The 22,403-nt window shown below is 74.1% G+C and carries 12 protein-coding genes; 1 reads left to right on the plus strand and 11 read right to left on the minus strand.

Translation table 11 applies throughout. The annotated features are described in order from the left end of the window. From ABD437_RS13790 to ABD437_RS13805, 4 genes are read right to left on the minus strand one after another with little or no spacing between them, the layout of a single operon-like run. Positions 1-321 carry a phosphopantetheine-binding protein gene (locus ABD437_RS13790; RefSeq protein ID WP_344649195.1) on the minus strand — a complete coding sequence of 107 codons (321 nt, stop codon included), beginning with the start codon at positions 319-321 and terminating at the stop codon, positions 1-3. After that, entirely contained in the window at positions 322-510 is a 189-nt protein-coding gene (locus ABD437_RS13795; protein WP_344649196.1) for an MbtH family protein, read from the minus strand. Next, entirely contained in the window at positions 507-5,945 is a 5,439-nt protein-coding gene (locus ABD437_RS13800; protein ID WP_344649197.1) for a non-ribosomal peptide synthetase/MFS transporter, read from the minus strand. The genes ABD437_RS13795 and ABD437_RS13800 overlap by 4 nt, the downstream gene beginning before the upstream one ends. Then, positions 5,942-13,909: an amino acid adenylation domain-containing protein gene (locus ABD437_RS13805; RefSeq protein WP_344649198.1), complete on the minus strand. Its 7,968-nt coding sequence runs from the start codon at positions 13,907-13,909 to the stop codon at positions 5,942-5,944. Before ABD437_RS13805 ends, ABD437_RS13800 begins: the two co-directional genes overlap by 4 nt. A 186-nt stretch (positions 13,910-14,095) precedes the next feature. Here ABD437_RS13805 and ABD437_RS13810 point away from each other — a divergent pair, with 186 nt between their 5' ends. Next, the gene (locus ABD437_RS13810) at positions 14,096-15,376 is read left to right on the plus strand and encodes a glycosyltransferase (RefSeq protein ID WP_344649199.1); all 1,281 of its coding nucleotides are present in this window, start codon (positions 14,096-14,098) and stop codon (positions 15,374-15,376) included. Here the strand turns inward: ABD437_RS13810 and ABD437_RS13815 are convergent. The 7 genes from ABD437_RS13815 to ABD437_RS13845 are packed head-to-tail and all read right to left on the minus strand — an operon-like array spanning position 15,369 to position 22,255. Next, on the minus strand, positions 15,369-16,049 hold the full coding sequence (locus tag ABD437_RS13815) for a CPBP family intramembrane glutamic endopeptidase (protein WP_344649200.1): 681 nt from the start codon (positions 16,047-16,049) through the stop codon (positions 15,369-15,371). The two genes, ABD437_RS13810 and ABD437_RS13815, sit on opposite strands and share 8 nt — an antisense overlap. Before the next feature lie 16 nt (positions 16,050-16,065). After that, entirely contained in the window at positions 16,066-16,782 is a 717-nt protein-coding gene (locus ABD437_RS13820) for a helix-turn-helix domain-containing protein (RefSeq protein ID WP_344649201.1), read from the minus strand. 43 nt (positions 16,783-16,825) lie between these two features. After that, positions 16,826-18,259, minus strand: a complete 1,434-nt coding sequence (locus tag ABD437_RS13825) for a diguanylate cyclase domain-containing protein (protein WP_344649202.1) — start codon at positions 18,257-18,259, stop codon at positions 16,826-16,828. A 30-nt stretch (positions 18,260-18,289) separates the two neighbouring features. Then, positions 18,290-19,174 (minus strand): GDSL-type esterase/lipase family protein, encoded by an 885-nt coding sequence (locus ABD437_RS13830; protein ID WP_344649203.1) that lies wholly within the window; start codon positions 19,172-19,174, stop codon positions 18,290-18,292. Next, complete coding sequence (locus ABD437_RS13835) at positions 19,171-19,995, minus strand: carbohydrate ABC transporter permease (RefSeq protein ID WP_344649204.1); 825 nt, start codon at positions 19,993-19,995, stop codon at positions 19,171-19,173. Before ABD437_RS13835 ends, ABD437_RS13830 begins: the two co-directional genes overlap by 4 nt. Next, the gene (locus ABD437_RS13840) at positions 19,992-20,900 is read right to left on the minus strand and encodes a carbohydrate ABC transporter permease (RefSeq protein WP_344649205.1); all 909 of its coding nucleotides are present in this window, start codon (positions 20,898-20,900) and stop codon (positions 19,992-19,994) included. Before ABD437_RS13840 ends, ABD437_RS13835 begins: the two co-directional genes overlap by 4 nt. Then, positions 20,900-22,255, minus strand: a complete 1,356-nt coding sequence (locus ABD437_RS13845; RefSeq protein ID WP_344649206.1) for an ABC transporter substrate-binding protein — start codon at positions 22,253-22,255, stop codon at positions 20,900-20,902. Before ABD437_RS13845 ends, ABD437_RS13840 begins: the two co-directional genes overlap by 1 nt. Between the last annotated feature and the right edge of the window lie 148 nt (positions 22,256-22,403).

Genomic DNA, 22,403 nt, shown 5'->3' on the forward strand with positions numbered 1-22,403 from the left:
TCACCCGCCCTCGGCCAGCAGCGCCGCCAGCTCGGCCTCGGACATCCCGTCGAGTTCGGCGAGCGCGCGGGCGAGGTCGTCGGCGTCGGCGGCGTCCAGCCGGGCCGTCGTGACGACGTTCGCCGCGGCCCGGACGGTCAGGTCGGTCTCGAACAGCGCGTCGACCGGCAGCTCCAGGCCGAGCTCCTCACGCACCCGGGCGAGGAACCGCACCAGCGTCAGCGACTGCCCGCCGAGCGCGAAGAAGTCGTCGTCGGCCGAGGTGGGGCGCAGCCCGAGGTCGGTCCAGATCCGGGCGACCGTCGACTCGGTCGCGTCCATCTACGACGCCTCCCGCGCGGTCAGCGGACGCATGTCGGTCCAGACCGTGTCGATGTGGTCGAGGCACTCCTGCCGGGTGCCGACCGTGCCCTCGGCCCGCCAGCCCGCGGGCCGGTCGTAGTCGGTCGGCCAGATCGAGTACTGCTCTTCGAGGTTGAGGACCACCTCGTACTGACGCTCGGTGCTCATCTCCGTCGCTCCTTCTTCTTCTCCGCCAGCGCCTTCGCGCCGATCAGGTCGTCGGGCATCGCGTCCGGCACCCGGTCGTCGAACCGCGCCAGGCTGGGCAGGCGCAGCGAGATCAGCACCTGCGCGACCATCGCGGCCGCCAGGAGCAGGAACAGCAGGGCGATCCCCCGGCCCTCGCCGACGCCGATGAGCGCGCCGACGCTGCCGGCGAGCGCCCCGTCCGGGGCCATCAGCGGCTCCAGCAGCGCGCTGCCGAGCGGCGCCACGACCGCGTAGCCGATCGGGATCGTGGAGAACGCGATCACGGTGTTCACCGCGAACACCCGGCCGTGGTAGCGCTGCGGGACCTTGACCTGCACCACGGTCGTGTAGACGCCGTTGGCCAGCGTGAGCCCGAACGACATCCCGAACGCGCCGAGGGCCACCAGCCACTCGCTCGGGCGCAGACCGGGCACCGCGCTGAACAGCGCCAGCCCTCCGACGACGAGCAGCATCCCGCGCACCCGGTCGTGCCGCGGCCCGCCCCAGACGCTCATCAGCAACCCGCCGAGCACCGCCCCCAGGCCACCGGCCATGCTGGTGCGCGCCACCGCCTCCAGGTCGGAGAACGACAGCACCAGCGGCGAGAGCAGCAGGAACAGCGGGGTCATGAAGAGGTTGAGCACCGCGAAGAACAGCAGCACCGGGCGCAGGCCACCGGCTCCCAGCGAGTAGCGCCAGCCGCCGACGACCTCCTGCCAGAACGTCTCCCGCCGCACCCAGGCCATCGTGTTCGGGAACCGCACGAACAGCAGCACCGCGATGCCGACGCCGTAGCTGAGCACGTCGGCGAGCAGGATGCCGGGCAGCCCGATCGTGGCCAGCAGCCCGGCCGCCACCAGGGGCACCAGGAACTGTCCGGCGCCGAAGCTCATCTGCACGACGCCGTTGGCGTGCCCGAGGTAGCGCTTGGGCACCAGCTGCGGCACCGCCGACGCGAACGCCAGCCGCTGGAACGTCAGCGCGACCGAGAGCGTCACGAGCAGCACGTAGATCGCGCCGACGCCGAGGTTGCCGGTGAGCGCGAGGCCGAGCAGCACGGCCTGGCTGCCGCCCGCGGCGGCGTCCGCGAGCAGCATGACCCGGCGCCGGTCGTAGCGGTCGACGACCGCGCCGGCGAACGGCGCGACGAGCATCCCGGGCACCAGGCCGAGGACCGCGAACGTCGCGAACTTCACCAGCGAGCCGGTCTGCGTGTAGATCCACAGCGGGATCGCGAACTCGCTCAGCGCCGAGCCGACGATCGAGACCAGCTGTGCCGCGGCGACCGTCCCGAAGCGGCGCAGGCTCGGCTCCGGCCCCGGCGAGCCCCCCGGAGCCGACGCGGCCGGGGCGGGCGGCGTGCCGGGCCCGGCCGGCGGCGCGGTCGAGCGGCCCTCGACCCGCCACCCGTTCTCGGCGTCGCGCCGGAGCTCGTCGGTGCGGTGGACGGTGGTGACGATCTCGGCGAGTTCGGCGGCCCGGTACTTCAGGAAGAAGTGCCCGCCCTCGTCCAGGACGACGAGCGATGCGGACCGGGCCAGGAAGTGCCACTCGCGGTAGCGCTCCTGGTAGAACTCGGTCTGCGGGTCGCGGTTGCCGACCACCGAGACGATCGGCGCACGCAGCCCGGCGCCGCCGCCGGCGAACAACCCGGTGAAGTACTCCTCCGCGATCTCGGAGGCCTTCCGCATGTTCGCGACGATCACGTCCGACTCGGCCGGGTCCAGCTCGGCCATGTCGACGCCCATCGAGCGCAGCCAGTTCTCGTAGACCCGGTTGCCGAGCAGCCGTTCGCGCCCGGCGATCCGCGACAGCAGCGACAGCACCCGGCCGGTGGGGCGCGCGAACGGGAACACCGCTCCGATGTAGACCGCCTCGACCGCACGGCCGGCCGCCTCCAGCCGCCGGGCCGTCTCGACGGCCAGCGAGGAGCCCACCCCGCAGTGCCCGTAGACGATCACCGGGCCTTCGATCCGCTCGATCACCTCGGCGACGCACTGCGCGGCCAGCTCGTCGAACGGCAGCGGGTCCTCACGCAGCCCGATGTCCTGGCCGGGGATCGCGACCGAGTACAGCGACCAGCCGGCCGGCAGCGCGTCGGCCAGCGGCTGGTACACCACCGCGCTGCCGCCGCCGTAGGGAACGCAGACCAGCGTGGCCACCCGCTGCGCGGCCGGGACTTCCCGGGTGAGCTCGTTGAGCAACCGGCGCGGCCCCCGTGCCCGCGCCGGTTGCTCGACGAGCGCCGCGAGGTCGCGGATCGTGCGGTGCGCGAACAGGTCGAGCACCGACACCCCACCGGCGGCGACCGTACGCAGCCGCGCGGCGACCTGGGTGGCGATCAGCGAGTGGCCGCCCAGGTCGAAGAAGTCGTCGTCGATACCGAGGGTGTCGACGCCGAGCAGCTCCGACCAGATACCGGCGATCAGCCGCTCGGTGTCGGTGCGCGGCTCCACCAGCGCGGTCGACGTGTCGCGCCGGATCACCGGGGCCGGCAGCGCCCGCCGGTCGAGTTTCCCGCTCGGCGTCAGCGGCAGGGCCGGCAGCTCGACGAACGCGGCCGGCACGAAGTGGTCGGGCAGCACGCTCCGCAGCGCGCTCCGCAGCGCGGTGTCGTCCACGCCGCCGGGCGCCACCAGGTAGGCGACCAGGCGTTTGTCGCCGGGGTTGTCCTCGCGGACGACCACGGCGGCCTCCCGCACCTCCGGCCGGCGACGCAGCTCGGCCTCGATCTCCCCGAGCTCGATCCGCAGGCCGCGCAGCTTGACCTGGCCGTCCATCCGCCCGAGGAAGTCCAGGGTGCCGTCCGGGCGGAAGCGGGCCAGGTCACCGGTCGCGTACATCCGGGAGCCGGGCGGGCCGAACGGGTCCGGGCCGAAGCGTTCGGCGGTGAGCGCGGGCCGGTTCAGGTACCCGGTGGCCAGGCCGACCCCGGCGATGAACAGCTGACCGGGCAGCCCGACCGGCACCGGCCGGAGCCGGTCGTCGAGCACGTACAAAGACAGGTTCTGGATCGGCTCGCCGATCGGCACCCGCGGCAGCCCCTCCAGCGCGTCGGCACCGCACGGCCACGCGGTGACGTCGATCGCCGCCTCGGTGGGGCCGTAGAGGTTGTGCAGCTCGGCCGGGAGCAGCGCCAGGCACCGGCGGGCCAGGTCGACCGGGAGCTCCTCGCCGCTGCAGATCACCCGGCGCAGCGACGCGCAGCCGCTGACCCCGTCGGCGCCGAGGAACATCGCCAGCATCGAGGGCACGAAGTGCAGCGTCGTGACGCCCTCGGTACGCACCAGGTCACGCAGGTACTCGGCGTCCTTGTGGCCGCCGGGTTTGGCCAGTACGAGCCGGGCACCGGCCAGCAGCGGCCAGAAGAACTCCCAGACCGACACGTCGAAACTGGCCGGGGTCTTCTGCAGGACGACGTCGTCGTCGCCGAGCCGGTAGGTGCGCTGCATCCAGTCCAGCCGGTTCACGATGGCCCGGTGGGTGTTCGGCACCCCCTTCGGCCCGCCGGTGGAGCCCGACGTGTAGATGACGTACGCCGGGTCAGTGGGCCGGGGCCCCGGTCCCGGTTCGCCGCCGGCGGCGTCCGTCGGGGCGTCGTCCAGGACGATCCGCCGTTCGCACGTCAGCAACGTCGCGAAGCGGCGCTGGGTGAGCACCACCGACGCGCCGCTGTCGGTGAGCATGTGCTCCAGCCGGCGCACCGGGTACTCCGGGTCGAGCGGCAGGTACGCGGCGCCGGTGCGCAGCACCGCGTAGAGCGCGACGACCAGCTCCGGCGACCGCTCGGCGCAGACCGCGACCAGGTCACCGGGTCCGACGCCGAGCGCACGCAGCCGGCCGGCGAGCTCGGCGGCGCGGGCGTCGAGCTCGGCGTAGGTCAGGTCCGCGCCCTCGAACGTCACCGCGACCGCGGCCGGGCGGCGGCGCACCGTCTCGGCGATCAGCGACGGCAGGGTGGCGTCGGCGGGCAGCTCGACCGGTGGGCCGCTCCGCGCGGACCGCTCGTCCGCGGTGGTCAGTTCGAGGCCGGAGACCGGCCGGTCCGGGTCGTCCAGCGCGGCCGAGAGCAACCGGTGCAGGTGATCGGCGAGGCGCTCGACGGTGTCGGGCCGGAACAGGTCGATGTTGTAGACGAACGTCGCCCACAGGTGCCCGGCGGGGTCGTCCCGGACGTAGATCTCCAGGTCGAAGCGCGTCGCGGTGACCGGAGCCGACCAGTGTTCCAGCGTCGTGCCGTGCGGGGCCCGGCCGCTGTGCTCGGCGTAGTTCTGCAGCGCGAACAGCACCTGGAACAGCGGCGAGCGGGACACGTCCCTGGGCACGTTCAGGGCCTGCACCAGCTGCTCGAACGGCAGCTCCTGGTGGGCGAACGCGTCGAGGCACGTCTCCCGGGTGCGCCGGACGAGTTCGGCGAACGTCGGGTCACCCCCGAGCGAGGCGCGCAGCGTCAGCGTGTTGACGAACATCCCGACGAGCTTCTCCAGCTCACCGTGGGTGCGGCCGGCCACCGGCGACCCGACCGCGAAGTCCGACTGCCCGCTGTAGCGGCCCAGGAGCGCGTGGACACCGGCCAGCAGCACCATGTAGGGCGTCGCGCCGGTGGTGTCGGCCAGCCGGGCGACGCCGGTGCGCACCGCGGCTCCGAGGTCGACGGTGTGCTCCGCGCCGCGGAACGTCTGCCGGGGTGGGCGGGGGTGGTCGGTCGGCAGGTCCAGCGGTTCGAGGCCGGCGACCGCGCCCCGCCAGTAGTCGAGGTCGGCGTCCTTCTCCGGCCCGTCCGTCCGGGTGCGCTGCCAGGCCGCGTAGTCGCGGTAGCGCACCGGGAGCTCCGGCAGGTCGGCCGGGCGGTCGTCGTAGAGCGCGGTGAGCTCGTCGAGGAACAGGTCCATCGACCAGCCGTCGGTCACGACGTGGTGGATCGCCAGCACGAACAGGTGGTCCACCGGCCCCAGCCGGAGCAGCAGCGGGCGCACGAGCGGGCCGGTGGCCAGGTCGAACGGCTGCGTCACGTGCGCCTCGACGCGGGCCTGGGCGTGCTCCTCGGGCACGTCGACGACGGCCATCCCGATCGTGTCCGCGGCGCTCGGTGGGTCGACGGTGAGCACCGGCCGGCCGTTACCGGCGTCGGTGAACCGGCTGCGCAGCGGCTCGTGCCGGGCCACCACGCCGCGGACCGCGGCCAGCAGCGCCGCGGTGTCCAGCGGGCCGCGGATCCGCAGGACCACCGGGATCGTGTAGGCGCCGCTGCCCGGGGTGAGCTGCTCGAGGAACCACAGCCGCTCCTGGGCGAACGAGAGCCGCGGCGGCTCGTCGTCCGGCCGGGCCGGGATCGTCGTCACCGGGGCGGCGCGGCGACGCAGCCGCCGTTCGAGCAGCGCGCGTTTGGCCGGGGAGAGTGCGTCGGTCGTCATGGCGTCGATCCCTCCTCGGCGGCCAGCAACGCCGCGGCCTCGTCGTCGGACAGGTCGGCCAGGTCGGCGACGAGCGCCTCCTCGACCGCGGCGGCGAACCGCTCCAGCACCGGGTGGCCGAACACCGTCCGCAGCGGGATCCGGGTCCCGGTCGCCGCGCGGAGCCGGGCCAGCATCTTCATCGCCAGCAGCGAGTGGCCGCCGGCGGTGAAGAAGTCGGTGTGCAGCCCGACCCGGTCGAGGTCGAGCAGCTCCGACCAGACGTCGGCGACGAGCTCCTCGGCGGCGGTGCGTGGCGCCACGTAGGGCGCGGGTGCGCTGAGCACCGGCGCCGCCCGCCGGGTCAGCCGGCCGAGCACCGGGCGGTCGGGATCGGACAGCAGCCCGGTGAGCAGGGCCGCGAACCGTTCCGCCCACTGCGCCACGGTGTCGCGGTCGAACAGGTCGGTGCGGTACCCGAAGACCAGCCGCAGGCCGTCCGGCGTCCACCAGGCGTCGAGACTCAGGTCGTACTTGACCTGCCGGAACTCGGCGTCGAAGAACTCCGCGTCGACGCCGGGCAGCAGGTCGGTGCCGGCGGCGTCCTCGGTGTGCAGCGTGAACATCGTCTGGAACAGCGGGGTGCGTCCGACGTCGCGCGGGAGGTCGAGCGCGCCGAGGATCCGGTCGAACGGGACGTCCTGCCGGGCGTAGGCGGCGAACGCGGTGTCCCGGACGCGGGCCACCAGCTCGCGGAACGTCGGCGCGCCGGTCAGGTCCGCGCGCAGCGCCAGCGTGTTGACGAAGAAGCCGATCAGGTCGGCCACCTCGACCCGCGGCCGGTTCTCGACCGGCGTGCCGACGCAGAGGTCGGGCGAGCCGGTCAGCCGGGCCAGCAGCACCTGGTAGGCCGCGAGCAGCACCACGAACGGTGTCGCCGACGACTCGGCGGCCAGCCGGCGCACCCCGCGGACCACCGGCTCGGGCAGGTCGGCGACGAGGAAGTTCCCGGCCGAGGAGGGCTCCGCCGGGCGCGGCCGGTCGGTGGGCAGGTCCAGCGGCGGCACGCCGGCCAGCTGCTCCCGCCACCAGCCGAGCTCCTCGTCGTCGGTCCGGGCCCGCTGCCAGGTCGCGAAATCGGCGTACTGCACCGGGAGGGCGGGCAGCTCACCGCCGGCGTAGGCCCGGCGCAGCTCGGCGGCGAGCACCCCGGCGGAGCGGCCGTCCCCGGCGATGTGGTGCAGCACGACGGCGAGCACGTGGTCCTGGTCGCCGAGCCGGACCAGCCCGGCCCGGATCAGCGGCCCGGTGGCCAGGTCGAACGGGGTGTTGACCCACTCCGCGACCGACCGGCGGGCCTCGTCGGGGCCGGACGCCTCCGCGCGCAGCAGCGTGATCCCGCGGGCCGGCAGCACCTCCTGCACCGGTTCGCCGTCGACCTCGGCGAACCGGGTACGCAGGGCCTGGTGCCGGTCGACGACGACGCCGAGCGCGTGCTCGAGCCGCGCCGGGTCGAGCGGTCCACGCAGCCGGTACGCCAGGTGGATGGTGTAGGAGGCGTCGTCGGGGTCGAGCTGGTGCAGGAACCAGAGCCGTTCCTGGCCGAGCGAGAGCGGCGCGGGACCGGCGTCCGCCGGGCGGACGACGACCGGCCGGTCGGTGGTGCCGGGGCGGGCACGCAGCCGGTCGATCGCCGCGGCCAGACCGGCGACGGTCGGCGCGGCGAACAGCGTGCGGACCGTCAGGTCGCAGTCGACGAGCGTGCACAGCCGGGCGACCGCGCCGGTCGCCAGCAGCGAGTGGCCGCCGAGCGCGAAGAAGTCGTCGTGCACGCCGACCGAGTCGAGGCCGAGCACCGCGGCCCACACCTGGGCCACCAGTTCCTCGGTGGGCGTGCGCGGGGCGAGGTAGCCGGTGACCGGCCGGTTGTCCGGGGCCGGGAGCGCGCGCCGGTCGACCTTGCCGTTGGTGGTCAGCGGGATCTCGCCGACGGCCACCAGGTGGGTCGGGACCAGATAGGACGGCAGCCGCGCGGCCAGCCCGGCACGCACCTCCGCCGGGTCGGCCTCCCCCACCAGGTACCCGACGAGCGTCCGGTGCCCACCGGAGTCGGTGCGGGGCACCACGACCGCCTGCCGGACGCCCGGCTGGGCGCCGAGCGCGGCCTCCACCTCGCCGAGCTCCACCCGGTAGCCGCGGATCTTCACCTGGTCGTCGAGCCGGCCGAGGAACTCCAGCCGGCCGTCGGCCCGCCAGCGCACCCGGTCGCCGGTGCGGTACATCCGGGTGCCCGCCGGGCCGAACGGGTCGGGGCGGAAGCGGTCCGCGGTGAGGCCGGGGCGGCCGTGGTACCCCCGGGCGAGGCCGTCTCCGGCGATCCAGAGCTCGCCCGACGGCGCCGGGGTCAGGTGGTCGTCGAGGACGTAGAGGCGGGTGCGGTCGATCGGCCGGCCGATCGGTGGGCGCCCGGTCACGTCGTCGCCGCCGAGCGCGGCGGCGGTGGCGATCACCGTGGCCTCGGTGGGGCCGTAGGTGTTGAGCACCTCGACGCGGTCCCCGACGTGCCGGCGCCAGGTCGCGAGCGCGTCGGCACGCACCTGGTCGGCGCCGAGGATGAGCAGCCGCAGCGACTCCGGGAGGCGCACCTGGTCGAGCGTGGTGACCAGCTCGTGCCAGTACGGGGTGGGGAGGTCGAGGACGGTGACCGGGTGGTCCTCGAGGAGGTCGGGCAGGTCGTCGCCGGGGGGCAGCAGCACCAGCCGCGCACCGGAGGTGAGCGCCGGCCAGACCTCCTCGACGTGGGTGTCGAAGCTGACCGAGGCGAACTGGACGACCTGGTCGGCCGGGCCGAGGGCGTAGCGGCGGCGCATCCACTCGACGCGGGCGGCGAGGGCCTCGCGGGTGACCACGACGCCCTTGGGGGTGCCGGTGGAGCCGGAGGTGTAGATGAGGTAAGCGGGGGCGGCGGGCGCCGGCGCCGCGAGCACGGTCCGGGCCGGCGTGCGGTCGCCGGTGAGCACCACGTGGTCCACCGGCGGGAAGTGGTCGTGGGGTGCGTCGGTGACCAGCACGGTCGCGCCGCTGTCGCGCAGCAGGAACTCGATCCGCGCGGGCGGGTGGCCGGCGTCGATCGGCACGTACGCGCCGCCCGCCTCGAGCACCCCGAGCAGCGCCACGATCAGCTCCGCCGAGCGGGGCAGCGCGACCGCGACCGGCGTCTCGGGCCCGACGCCGAGCGCGCGCAGCCGGGCCGCGAGCCCCCGGGCCCGCTCGGCCAGCTGCGCGTACGTGACCTGGTCGGTCCCGTCGACGATCGCGACCGCGTCCGGTGCGCGGCGCACCCGCTCGGCGACCAGCACGACGACGTCGGCCGGGGCGCCGTCGGGGAACGTGCCGGTGCCGGCGGCCAGCAGGCGGGACCGCTCGGACGGCGGCACCAGCTCCATCGCGGACAGTGGCCGGTCCGGGGCGGCGACCGCCGCGCGCAGCAGCGCCTCGAGCCGCTCGGCCACCCCGGACGCGGTCGCGGCGTCGAACAGGTCGGTGCGGTAGTTGAGGGCCAGCGCGAGCCCGTCGGGTTCCCGCCAGAACTCCGCCATCAGGTCGAACTTCGCCGACGCGACGCCGTCGTCGAACAGTTCGGCACGCACGCCCGGCAGCACGTCGGTGCCGGCCGCGTCCTCGGTGTGCAGGATCAGCATGGTCTGGAAGAACGGGTGGAAACTGGCGTCGCGCGGCAGGTGCCAGGCCGCGGCGAGCCGCTCGAACGGGATCCGCGGGTACCCGAACGCGCTCAGGACGGTGTGGCGGACACGGCCGAGCAGCTCGGCGAACGTCGGGTCGCCGCTCAGGTCGGCGCGCAGCGCGAGCGTGTCGGTGAACATCCCGATCAGCGGCGCGACCTCGGGCCGGGCCCGGGCCGACGCCGACGTGCCGACGCAGAAGTCGCTCTGCCCGCTCAGCCGGGAGAGCACCGCCTGGTAGGCCGCGAGCAGCACCACGAACAGCGTGCTGCGCCGGGCCACCGCGAGCCGCTCGAGCGCCTCGGTGAGCTCCACCGGCAGCCGGTGACGCACGAACGCGCCCCGGGTGCTGGGCAGCGACGGGCGCGGCCGGTCGGTCGGCAGGTCCAGCACCGGCACCCCGGCGAGCCGGTCGCGCCAGTACACGAACGCGTCGTCCTCGCCGGCGCGGACCACCGCGCGCTCCCAGACCGCGAAGTCCGAGTACTGCACCGGTGACGCCGGCCGCGGCGCCCCGGCGTAGGCGCGCCGGAGGTCGTCGACGAGCAGCGCCAGCGACTGCCCGTCGCCGCCGATGTGGTGCACGACGAGGCACCAGACGTGGTCGTCGGGCCCGAGGCGGATCAGGCCGGCGCGGATCGGGCGGTCGCGCTCCAGGTCGAACGGCGCGTTCGTCCACCCGGCGACCAGCGTCCGCGCCGCACCCACCGGATCCGGCGCGGTGGTGACGTCGACGCGGGTGGCCACGACGTCGCCGGGTGGGTCCACCAGCAGCGCGGGCGCACCGTCGATCAGCCCGAACCGGGTACGCAGGGCCTCGTGGCGTGCGACGACGGCGGTCAGCGCGCGGTCCAGTGCGTCCGGGTCGAGCGGGCCGGCGCACCGGTAGACCAGCGGCATGTTGTAGGAGGCGTCGTCCGGGTCGAGCTGGTGCAGGAACCAGAGAGGCTGCTGGCCGCGGGACAGGGGCGCGGGTTCGGCGCCGGCCGGGCGGGGCCGGATCGGGCTCCGCGCCGCGGCGGCGAGCGCTGGCTCGGCCCGGGCCGGGTCGGCGGAGGTCCGGTCGAGCTCGGCGGCGAGGTCAGCCACGACCGGCCAGGTGAACACCGCGGCGACCCCGACCTCGCGGCCGAACCGCTCCGACAGCAGCGCGGCGACCGTCATCGCGAGCAGCGAGTGGCCGCCCAGCGCGAGGAAGTCGTCGGTGGCGCCGACCCGGTCGAGCCCGAGCACCTCGGCGAACACCGCGGCGACGACGCGCTCGGCCGGCGTGCTCGGCGGCCGGTGGTCGGCGGACTCCGGGGTGGGGTCCTGGGTGGGCAGCGCGGCCCGGTCGAGCTTGCCGTTCGGCGTCGACGGCAACTGCTCCAGCGCGACGTACCGGCGCGGCACCATCACGTCGGGCAGCGTGCGGGCCAGCGCGGACCGCAGGCGGCCCGGCTCCCACGGCGCGCCGGGCACCGGCACGACGTAGGCCACCAGGGCCCGCTCGCCGGTCACGTCGCCGGTGACCGCGACGGCGGCCGCGGCGACGCCGTCGACCGCGCCGAGCCGGTTCTCGATCTCGCCCAGCTCGACCCGGTGCCCGTTGAGTTTCACCTGGTCGTCGGTGCGGCCGAGGAACACGAGCTGACCGTCGCCGCGCCAGCGGGCCAGGTCGCCGGTGCGGTAGACGCGCGCGCCGGGCGGCCCGTCCGGATCGGGGCGGAACCGGTCGGCGGTCAGGCCGGGGCGCTCGAGGTAGCCGCGCGCGACCCCGAGGCCACCGATCCACAGTTCACCGACGGCTCCGACCGGCACCGGGCGACCGTCCTCGTCGGAGAGGCGGACCCGGGTGTTGGCCAGCGGCGTGCCGATCACGACGTCCTCGACGCCGGCCGGGACGTCCCAGACGCAGGACCAGACCGTGGTCTCGGTGGGGCCGTACACGTTGAGCAGCCGCCCGACCCGCGACCGCAGCCGCCGGGCCAGCACCGGCGGCAGCGCCTCGCCGCCCACCAGCGCGGTCACGCTCCGGCCGGTGCCCTCGTCGCCGAAGCCACCGGCGAGCAGGAGTCGCCAGCGGGACGGCGTGGTCTGGACGTGGGTGACGCCCTCGCGGTGGATCAGCGCGGTCAGCGCGCGGCCGTCCCTGGCCGCGGCGTCGCCGGCGACGACCAGCCGGGCGCCGGTGACCAGCGGCAGGTAGAGCTCGAGCGCGGCGATGTCGAACGCGAGCGAGGTGACCGCGAGCCACCGGTCGGCCGGTGCGGCGTCCAGGCGGTGCGCGAAGTCGGCGATCAGGTTGCCCAGCGCCCGGTGCTCGACCGCCACGCCCTTGGGGCGCCCGGTGGAGCCGGACGTGTAGAGGACGTACGCGAGGTCGTCGGGCTCCGGCCCGCCGGTCGGCTCCTCCCCCACCGGGCCCGGCGCGGGCGGGTCCACCGGAACGACCGGAGGCGTCGGGGGCAGCCGGGCCTCCCGGGCGCGTTCGGTCACGATCAGCGCGGCCCGGCTGTCGGCGAGCACCAGCGCCTGGCGGTCGCGCGGGTACCCCGGGTCGACCGGCACGTAGGCGCCGCCGGCCCGCCACACCGCCAGCGTGGCGACCACCAGCCACGGTGACCGCTCCAGGCACACCGCGACGAGCGTGCCCCGGCGGCACCCGGCCGCGCGCAGCCGCGCCGCCAGCGCGGACACCTCGCGGCCCAGGTCGCGGTAGGTCCAGGGGAGCCCGGCTCCGGTCACCGCCACCGCGTCCGGGATCGTGGCGACGCGCTCGGCGACGAGCTCCGCGACCGTGCGCGCCGGCACCTCGCGCGCGGTGGCGTTCCAGCGGCGGAGCACCTCGCGGTCCGCCCGGGGGGTGCGGCCGACGTCCTCCAGCGGGGCGTCCGGTGCCTCGCCGAGCGCGTCGACGAGCGTCCGGAACGCCTCCGCGAAACGCTCGACCGCGCCCGGCTCGGCGGCGCCGCGCGGGGTGCGGAACGTCAGGTCGGTGGTGCCGTCCGGTAACGGGGTCGCCTCGACCGTGAGATCGAGCGCGTCGGCGCCGACCTCGTGGTGCCACACCTCGGTCGTCAGGCCGGGCCAGCTCCCCTCGTCGGCGCGGTGCCGGTGGACGTGCAGCGCGGCCTGGAAGACGGGGTGGACGCCGGGACGGCGCGGGGCGCGGGCGGCCAGCCGGTCGAACGGCACCTCGTGCGCGAAGGCCTCCGTCACGCCGGTACGGACCCGGCGCACGACCTCGGTGAAGGTCGCCGCGCCGGCGAGGTCGGTGCGCAGCACCAGCGGGTTGAGGAAACAGCCGACCAGCGGCTCGAGCTCCGTGCGGGGACGGCCGGCGGAGACGGTGCCCACCGTGACGTCGGTCCGCCCGGTGTACCGGGCGAGCAGCACGTCGAGCACCGCGAGCAGCGTGACGAACGGCGTCCGGTCGCCGCTGACCGCACGCAGCCGCTCCAGCCGCCCGGCGGCCAGCCGCAGCCGCACGCTCTCGGTGCCGGCCGCGCGGCGCGGCGCCGGGGTGAGGAACGGCAGGTCCAGCTCCGGGAGCGGCGGCGCGAGCCGCTCGCGCCAGTAGCGGTCGGCCGACGCGGGCACCTCCTGCTCCGCGGCCCAGCACGCGTAGTCCGCGTAGTCCGGTCGCACCTGCGTACGGGGGGCCTCCCCCGCGTACCCGGCGGCCAGCTCGCGCAGCACGACGTCGATCGACTGCTCGTCGAACGCGATGTGGTGCCCGGCGAAGAGCAGGACGTGGTCGTCGTCGGACAGCCGGCACAGCGTCAGCCGGAACAGCGGGCCGGTGGCCAGGTCGAAGCGTTCGGCGGCCGCCGCGGCGGTGATCGCCGCGACCCGTTCCTCGCGGGCGGCGGACCCGGTCACGTCGACGAGGTCGATGCGTGCCGGCGCGGCCGGACCGACGATCTGGTGCGGAACGCCCCCGGTCACGCCGTACCGCGTGCGCATCGACTCGTGCCGGTCGACCACCCCGGTCAGCGCCGTGCGCAGCGCGTCGAGGCGGAGCGGGCCGCGTAGCCGCAGCCCGAACGTCGCGTTGGGCACCGCCACCGCGCCGGTGCCGACCTGGTCGGCCAGCCACAGGCGCTGCTGGGCCGGGGTGCACGGGAACGTCCGCCCGTCGCGCGGCTGGAGCGGGATGGCCGACGGGCCCGGCCCGCTCCGGGCGCCGAGCAGTGTCGCCAGCGCCGACCGGCGCCGTGGATCCAACGTGGACAAACGGTCGGCGACAGGTGAAGCCATGGACGTAACCCCCGAAACGTCATCGCTGGTGTCGGTGAGGAAACGGCGAATTGGCCGGGAGGGAGGGCCTCGGAGGCCGTCGAACCGGTTGTGTAAGCGCTTTCAGCGTGTCCGAACGGTACTAACCGCACTACGTAGCGTCAAGAGTTCGTGTAACCCGGTGGACACGTGCGCGATACTCGGCCGATGGCGGTCGTCCTGCTCGTCACCCACGGATCCGGCGGTGACGTGCTGCCGTTCGTCCGCATCGGAGCGGCCCTCGCGGCCCGGGGCCACGACGTCAGCCTGCTGACCCACGCGCCCTACGCCGCGCGGGTGCGCGCGGCGGGCCTCGAGTTCGTGCCGATCGACACCGAGGAGTCCTATCCGGAGAGCCAGGTCGGCATCGACGTGCGCAGCCCCGACGAGCTGCGCCGCCACTACCGGAAGGCGGGGCTGTTCGCGCAGCTCGACGCCGAGGTGGCGGCGCTGGCCGAGCGGCACCGTCCGGGTGCGACGGTGCTGGTCGGACGGCACACGTCCGCGCTGTCGGTGCTGATCGCCGCCGAAGCGCTCGGCGCTCCGGCGGTCACGGTCGCGGTCGCCCCGGTCCAGTTGCTCGTCGCGCCGGCCGCGGCGCTCAACCTGGCCCGCGGGCTCGCCGACGGCGTCGGAGCGGTGCGGGCCCGCCACGGCCTGCCCGCGCGCACCGACTGGCTGCGCTGGCTCGGCTCCTCCGCACGCACGCTGGGCCTCTGGCCGCGGTGGTTCGACGCGGCCGGTGCGCCCGCGCCGCCCGGCGTCGACCTGGTCGGTTTCGTCACCGGCGACGACGAGCCGGCGACCACCGACGACGAGGCGGCGACCACCGACGACGCCAAGAAGGCGACCACCGACGACGCCGCGGCGGCGGCCACCGACGGCGCCGACCGGCTCGCCGGTGCGCCGCTGCTCGTCACCGGCGGCACCGGCGCGATGCTGCACCCCCGCTTCTACCCGCTGGCGCTCGACGCGGTCGCACGCACCGGGCACCGCGCGGTGGTCGTCGCCCCCGACCGGGCCCTGCTCCCGGCGCGCCTGCCCCCGCACACGCGCTGGTATCCGCGGTTACCGTTCCCGGCCGTGGTGCCGCGGGCCGGGGCGCTGCTGCACCACGGCGGCATCGGCACCGCGGTCAGGGCGCTGCGCTCGGGCACACCGCAGGTCATCCTGGCCCACGGCGCCGACCGCCCGGACAACGCCGCCCGCCTGGCCCGGTTCGGGCTCGCGCGCTGGACCGACGTCGACCGGGCCTCGCCGGAGCTGCTCGCCGACCTGCTCACGACCGCGCTGCGACGCCGCGCCCGGCCGGCCGGCGAGGACCCGGCACGCAGCAGCGAGACCGCCGCCGACCTGATCGAGGCGACGCTGACGCAGCCGCCCCCGGCCCCGGTTCGCGCTCTCTCCGCGGCTCAGAAACGGCTGCTGCTGCGCAAGCTCCTCAGGTGAAGAACAACGGCACGGTCGACGCGAGCGCGTTGTTCACCGCGTGCACGAACACGCCCGGCCACAGCGACCCGCTGCGCCGGAACAGCACCGCGGTGACGATGCCGACGGTGAACGCGACCGGCATCACCGGGTTGATGCCGTGCGCGACCGCGAAGACCGCCGCGCTGGCCGGCACGCTGACCCAGGCGCCGTAGCGTCCGAGCCCGTTGGCGAGCACCCCGCGGAAGTAGGACTCCTCGCCGAGCGGCGTGAGCACGGCACCGAACAGCAGCGTGGCGGCCAAGGCCAGTACACCGCCGTCCGCGGCCGACTGGTAATCGCCCTGGATGTTCTCCGAGTCACCGGTGAACGCCACGTAGAGACCCGACGCGACGAGGCCGAGCAGGAAGCAGAGCAGGCCGCCACCGGCGCCGGCCAGCAGCCACTTCCCCGTGGTGCGCCGGAAGCCGAACGGTTCGAGCGTGCGGACGCGGATCGCGAACGCCGCACCGAACGCGATCAGGCCGATCACGCCCGAGAGCGCGAGCGCGGCGATCCCGGAGAAAACCTCCTGGTCGTCGGGGATGCTGCGTAAGAGGACGACGGTGACGACGATCGCGCCCAGGTAGGCGAGCCCACCGACGAGGATCTCGGGCCACCCGGGCCGCGGCCGGGTGAGCACAGAAGGCGGCATGACGAGGGGGTCTCCTTCAGGAGTTGAGGATGCGGTTGACGCGGTGCAGCACGTCGAGCTGGGCCGGGTTGTAGAGCTCGCGCAGAGCGCGGTTTATCACCTCGTCGGCGAACGAAAACCCCCGCGGAGCACGGGCGCGTAACCCGGCGACGTCCGGGTGCTCGGCCAGCATGCGTTCGGTCCGGGCCGCGTAGGCCTCCGCGACCTCCTGCCGCCGGTCCTCGTCGGCGTCCGCGGGCAGGCTCTCCAGTGCCCGCGCCTCGGGCTCCAGGTCGGACGTGCGCACCATCTCGCGCAGCGCCGCCATGCCCGCGGCGTCGAACACGCGTGAGTAGATGAGGATGAGCGCGCGGTCGGCGTCGGGCAGGTTCGCGCCGATCGCCCCGAACCCTTCGGGCAGGTCGACCGGGGCGCGCTCGCCGAGGATCACCGCGAGCTCGGCACGCACCCGCTGGAGCCGTTCGATCGTCGCGGCCAGCTCGGTGTCGAGCACCCGCAGCGCGTCCTCGGGCCGCTCGTCGGCCTCCCCGAGGTCGGCGATCTGCGCGAGCGGCAGGCCCAGGTCGACCAGCCGTTTGATGCGCAGCACCCGCACGAGATGACGCACGCCGTACTGCTTGTACCCGTTGGCGGCCCGCTCGGGTTCCGCCAGCAACCCGACCTCGTGGTAGTACCGGACCGCCTTGACCGTCGTGCCCGCGAGATCGGCGAGCTGGCGCGTGCTCCACGTCATGCGGTGATCCTCAACCGTGCCCTCGGGGCACGGTCAAGCGGCCTCACGCGCCGGCCAGCACCCAGTTCCCGCGGCCGAGCCGCTTCGCGTCGTACATCGCGCTGTCGGCCGACCGGAGCAACGCCGACGGCACGACGCCGGCCGGGTCGTCCGCGCCGTCCGCGCCGGTCAGGGAGGCGATACCGATGCTGACGCCCACCCGCAGCTGCTCGCCCCGGTACGGGACCGGCTCGGCGACGTCACGCAGCACCCGGTCGGCCAGCTCGATCGCGTCGGCCTCGGTCGCGCCCGGACAGAGCAGCACGAACTCGTCCCCGCCGAGCCGGGACACCAGGTCGGTCCGGCGGACCGCGGCCGAGAGCCGCGCGGCCACCGCTTGGAGCACGGCGTCGCCGGCCTCGTGCCCGAGCCGGTCGTTCACCTGCTTGAACCCGTCCAGGTCGAGGTAGAGAACGGCCACCGGGGTCGCGGCCTCACCCAGGCGGTCGGTCAGCACCGACCGGTTCGCCAGCCCGGTCAGCGGGTCGTGGTGGGCCTGGTAGGCCAGCTGGGCCTGGGTGCGCTCCTGCTCGCGCACGGCGGCGGTGAAGCGGGCCAGGATGAACGCGGCGCAGGCGGCCGTCGCGGCCAGCGCCGCCACCTCGGTACCGCCCACGTCCGACCGCAGGATCGCCAGCGTCGGCGCGGTCATCAGCGCGCACCCGAGGAAGAGCACCCGGGCCGCGTGCAGCGTGCGCAGCCGCGCCCCGGGGCGGAGCAGCTCGGTGCTGGCCGGGTGGAGCAGCGCCGCGACGAGCAGCCCGTTGCCGGCCAGCACCAGCGGGCCGAGCCGGGCGACCAGGTCGTAGGACACGACGTAGGGCAGCAGGTTGTACCCGAGGTCCACCGCCAGGTACACGGTGACGCCGCCGAACAGGTACTGGGTCGGCCGGCCCCGGCCACCCGGGGAGAGCGCGATGATCAGCACACCGGCCAGCAGGACGACGTCGGCCACCGGATAGAGCGCCGGTACCACCGACGAGGCCAGGCTCTCCCCCGTGGCGAGCAGCGGCGAGATGAGGAACTGCCAGCTGAGCATCGCCGCGGCCATGGTCAGCGTGGCACCGTCGAGCACCGCGCCGCGCAGCTGGCCCGGAGCCCGCCGACGCGCCATCTGCACGAGCGCCACCGCGAGCAGCGGGTACCCACCGAGCCAGCAGACGTCCGACGGCCCGACCGGGGGAACCGTGAAGAAGTAGTACTGCACGGCCTCGATGAGGTCACCGGTCATCCACAGCGTGATCGCGGCCGCGACCAGGAGGCCCGGGCCGCGGTCCGGGCGGCTGCGTCGCACCGCCGAGCGCCACGCGAGCCCGACGACGACGGCGTAGGCGACGAGGTAGCCGACCGAACCGGGAGTGGTGGCGTAGGAGAGGACGCTCGCCGTGACACCGAGGAGGACGAGGGCGAGGAAGATCGCGGTTCTGCGGGCACTCATGCCGTTCTGATCGGCGCGGGCGCCCCCGAGTCAAGCCGACGGGGCGACCGCCCCCCGACCGCTCCCGTGGCGCGCCGGGGCGGCGAGCCGGTCGAGCAGGAACGTCAGGATGAACCGCTGGCCGGCCACCGTCGGGTGGACCCCGTCGTCCTGCAGGTTGCCCGGCGCCGCGGTGCGGGTGACCTCGTGCAGGTCGATCGCGCCGGGGTCGGCGTCCCGGACGGCGGCCGCGATCTCGGCCACCGCGGCCGCGCTCCAGTGCACCGGGACGTCGGCGAACGACGCGTCGACCCGGGCCTGGTCGACCGCGGTCGGGGTGATCGTCGTGACCTCGGCGCCGAGGTCACGGGTGATCAGGTGACGCAGCGCGCGGAGGTTCCGCCCGGTCTCCGCCGTGGTGGCCATCCGGTACCCGCCGGCCCGCCCGTGGGCGCGGGCGTCGTTGGTGCCGAGCAGAAGCAGCACCCGGCTCGGCTCGGCTGCCTGCAGCAGGTCGAACCGCTCGATCACGTCGGCGGTGGTGTCGCCGCTGACGCTGAGGTTCACCAGCGTCGGGCCGTCGCCGCCGTCGAGCTCCAGCGAGGCCCGGAGCAGCTCGAACCAGCCGAGCCGGTCGGCGGTGATCGAGTCGCCCACCGCGACGACCCGCTCGCCGGGCCGGTAGGGCAGCGCCCGGAGCGCGCGCCGGTACGTCTCGTCGCCGAGCAGCTGCGCCGCGGTGGCCCGCAGCTCGTCGTCGAGCGACGCGATCAGGTCCTCGACGACGCCGGCCGGGCAGGAGAGCATGCCGGCGAGCAGTTCGGTGTGCAGCGGCGCCGCGACCGGGAAACGCCCGAGCATCGGCCACCGCTGGGTGCGGGTGTAGCGCAGGAAGTGCCGGCGCTCGTCGTCGCCGTAGCCGCTGGTGTTGATCACCCTTTGCTCGAGCCCTGGAGCAGCGCCGCGACGAAACGGCGCTGGAAGACGAGGAACACCGCGAGCGTCGGGACGAGGATGAGCAGCGCGCCGGCGCAGAGCAGCGGGATGTTGGTGCCCCACTGGCCCTGGAACGCGCCGAGCGCGCCGGCCATCGTCCGTTTGGCCGGGTCGTCGACGAGCACGATGGCCAGCAGGAACTGGTTCCACGTCCAGAGGAACAGCAGGATCGCCAGCGACGAGAGCGCGGGCATGGCCAGCGGCACGTGCACCCGCCAGAACAGCTGCCAGGTGCTGGCGCCGTCGATGCGTGCGGCCTCGGACAGCTCCTCGGGCATCGTGGTGAAGTGGGCCCGCATCCAGACCACCGAGAACGGCATGAACAGGCCGATCAGCGGGAGGATGATCGCCCACCGGGTGTTGAGCAGGCCGAGATCGCGCACCTGGTAGTAGAGCGGCGTGATGATGCCCTCGAACGGCAGCGTGAGGCCGAGCACGAACGCGAGGAAGCCGATCCGGTGGCCGGGCATCCGCAGGTGGCCGAACGCGAAGCCGGCCATCGTGCCGAACACCAGCGAGATCGGCACGACGCCGAGCACGATCAGGCCGCTGGAGACCAGCAGCGCGCCCATGTTCGCGACCTGGAACGCGTCGACGAAGTTGCCCCACTGCGGGCGGTCGGGCCAGGCCAGCCCGGACGGGTAGGTACCCGAGGGGTGCAGCGCGGTGACGAAGAGGCTGATGAACGGGATGATCGTGACGGCCATCAGGAGCACGAGCAGGACGCGCCCGGTGACCGTCTCGCCCCGTTTGACGATCACCGCGAACCGTCCCGGGTGAAGCGCTGGATGGGCAGGACACAGGCGAGCACGAGCACCACCAGGGTCACGGCGAGGGCCGAGGCCATGCCGACCTCGCGCTCGGAGAACGCGAGGTAGTAGATCTCCAGGCCCGGTACCGACGTGGCTCCGCCGGGGCCGCCCTGGGTGGACACGTAGACGATGTCGAAGCTGGCGAGCGCCGCGATCACGGTGACCGTGACGCAGACGCCGATCTCCTGGCGCAGGCTCGGCAGCGTGATCGAGACGAACTCGCGGATCGGGCCGGCGCCGTCCAGGCGGGCCGCCTCGTAGAGCGCGGGATCGATCTTGCTCATGCCCGCGAGCAGCAGCAGCGTGCACAAGCCGACCAGGACCCAGGCGCCGATGATGCCGACGGCCGGCAGCGCGGTGTCGAAGTCCCCCAGCCAGGCCCGGGTGACCCGGTCGAGCCCGACGCCGGAGAGCAGCGCGTTGACCAGACCGGTGGACGAGAGCAGCCAGCTCCACATGATGCCGGCCGCGACCAGCGGGATGACCTGGGGAAGGAACAGCACGGTGCGGGCCACGGTGGCCAGCCGGCTGGTCGCGATGCCCCGGATCGCGGCCGCGACGAACAGGCCCAGCAGCACCGGGATCAGGCTGAAGAACAGGATCAGCTCGAGCGCGTGCAGGATCGTGGCGAACAGCTCCGGGTCGGTCACCAGACGCTGGTAGTTGTCCAGGCCGACCCAGGTGCTCGCCCCGATGCCGTTCCACTCGTAGAACGAGTACTGCACGGTGAGCAGTAGCGGGCGCAGCACGAACGTGGCATAGACCAGCACCGCGGGCGCGGCGAACAACCACCCCACCCACGAGCGCCGAGGGCGGCGCGCTCGCGCGCGCCGCCCGGTGGCCGGTTGCGCCATCAGCGCTTGACCTGGCTCTCGTAGTCCTTCTGTACCGACTTCAGCAGCTCCTCGGGCGTCTGCTGGTCGGCGGCCAGCTTCTGCAGCTGCGGGGTCCAGCTCTTGGCGTAGATCGCGCCGGTGGCGTTGGCGATGAAGTCCATCGCGCCGTTGTCCTGGCCGATCTTCGCGCCGGCGTCCAGCGTGGCCGCGGTGACCGTGTCCTTCGCGACCTCGGGCATGTACGCGTCGGCCGGGCCCATCGGGTGCGAGCCACCGATCTTCACGTCGATGTCGCGGGCCTGCTGGTTGGTGGCGACCCAGTTCAGGAAGAACGCGGCGCAGTCGGCGTTCTTCGACTTACTGCCGATGCCGAACGTCAGCGGGGCGGACATCGCGGCCTGCTTGCCCCCGGCCTTCGCCGGCGGCATCAGGAAGAAGCCGACGTTGCCGGCCATCTGCTTGTCGAGGTTGCCCGACTCCCAGTCGCCGTCGAAGATGAACAGGTTCTTGCCGCCGATGAAGCGGCTCATCATCGTCGCGTAGTCCTGCGAGTTGATGTCCGGCGCGAAGTAGCCGGCCTTCAGCCACCGCTGGAGGTGCTGGGTGGCCTGGAGGTTCGTCGGCGTGTCGATGGTGGCGCCGGCCTTCTGGTAGATCCAGTCGTTGATGCTGGCCGAATCACCGTACGACGCCATCAGGTTCTGCAGCGGGAACGCCAGGCCGCCGGTCGCGCCGCCGTTGAACTGGTTGATCGGCACCAGCCCGGCCGCCTTGGCCTTCTGCAGCACCGCGTCGAACTCGGCCAGCGTGGTCGGCGGCTGGGTCATGCCGGCCTGCGCGGCGAGCTTCTTGTTGTAGAAGACGCCGGTCATGCTGAAGTTCAGGCCCATCGCGTAGAGCGGGCCGTCACCGCGTTCGCCGTTGGCGTTCACCCGCATCTGCTCGAGCTGCGACGCCGGCCACTTGTCCCACCCGAATCCCGTGGCGTAGCCGTCGAGGTTCTTGAGCAGGCCGTCCTTGGTGAGCTCGGAGACCTGGGGCAGGCGCATCAGGTCCGGCGGGTCATCGGCCAGCACCCGGGGCGCGTTCTGCGTGATGACCGCGAACTGGTCCTCGCGGATGTCCCACTTCACGTTCGGGAACTGCTTGGTGAACTCGGTGGTGAGCTCTTTCGGCAGCGGGAAGCCGGTCTCGAAGTAGCCCTTCATCGTGACCGGGTCCTTGCCGCAGGTCGCGTTGGTCACCGGCGCGGCACTGGCACTCGCCTCGCTGTTGCCGCCGTCTCCCCCGGGCGCGCTGCAGGCCGCGGCCGCGAGGAGCCCGGTGAGCGTCAGTGCGGCGAGCCACGGTCGACGGATGGATCTGTAAGCCACGTCAGGCCTCCAGGGAAGGAAGAGCGGGGAACACGCCGCGCTCGCGTAACAAGCACGAAACCGTATGGCGCGAGGCACTGTCAAGCGTTTCTATAAAAGCACTTTTATGAACGACGGCGAGCGACCCACGCCGGTATCGCACCAGCGT

Origin of the sequence: Cryptosporangium japonicum, from assembly GCF_039524755.1 — a bacterium.
GTDB lineage: Bacteria > Actinomycetota > Actinomycetes > Mycobacteriales > Cryptosporangiaceae > Cryptosporangium > Cryptosporangium japonicum.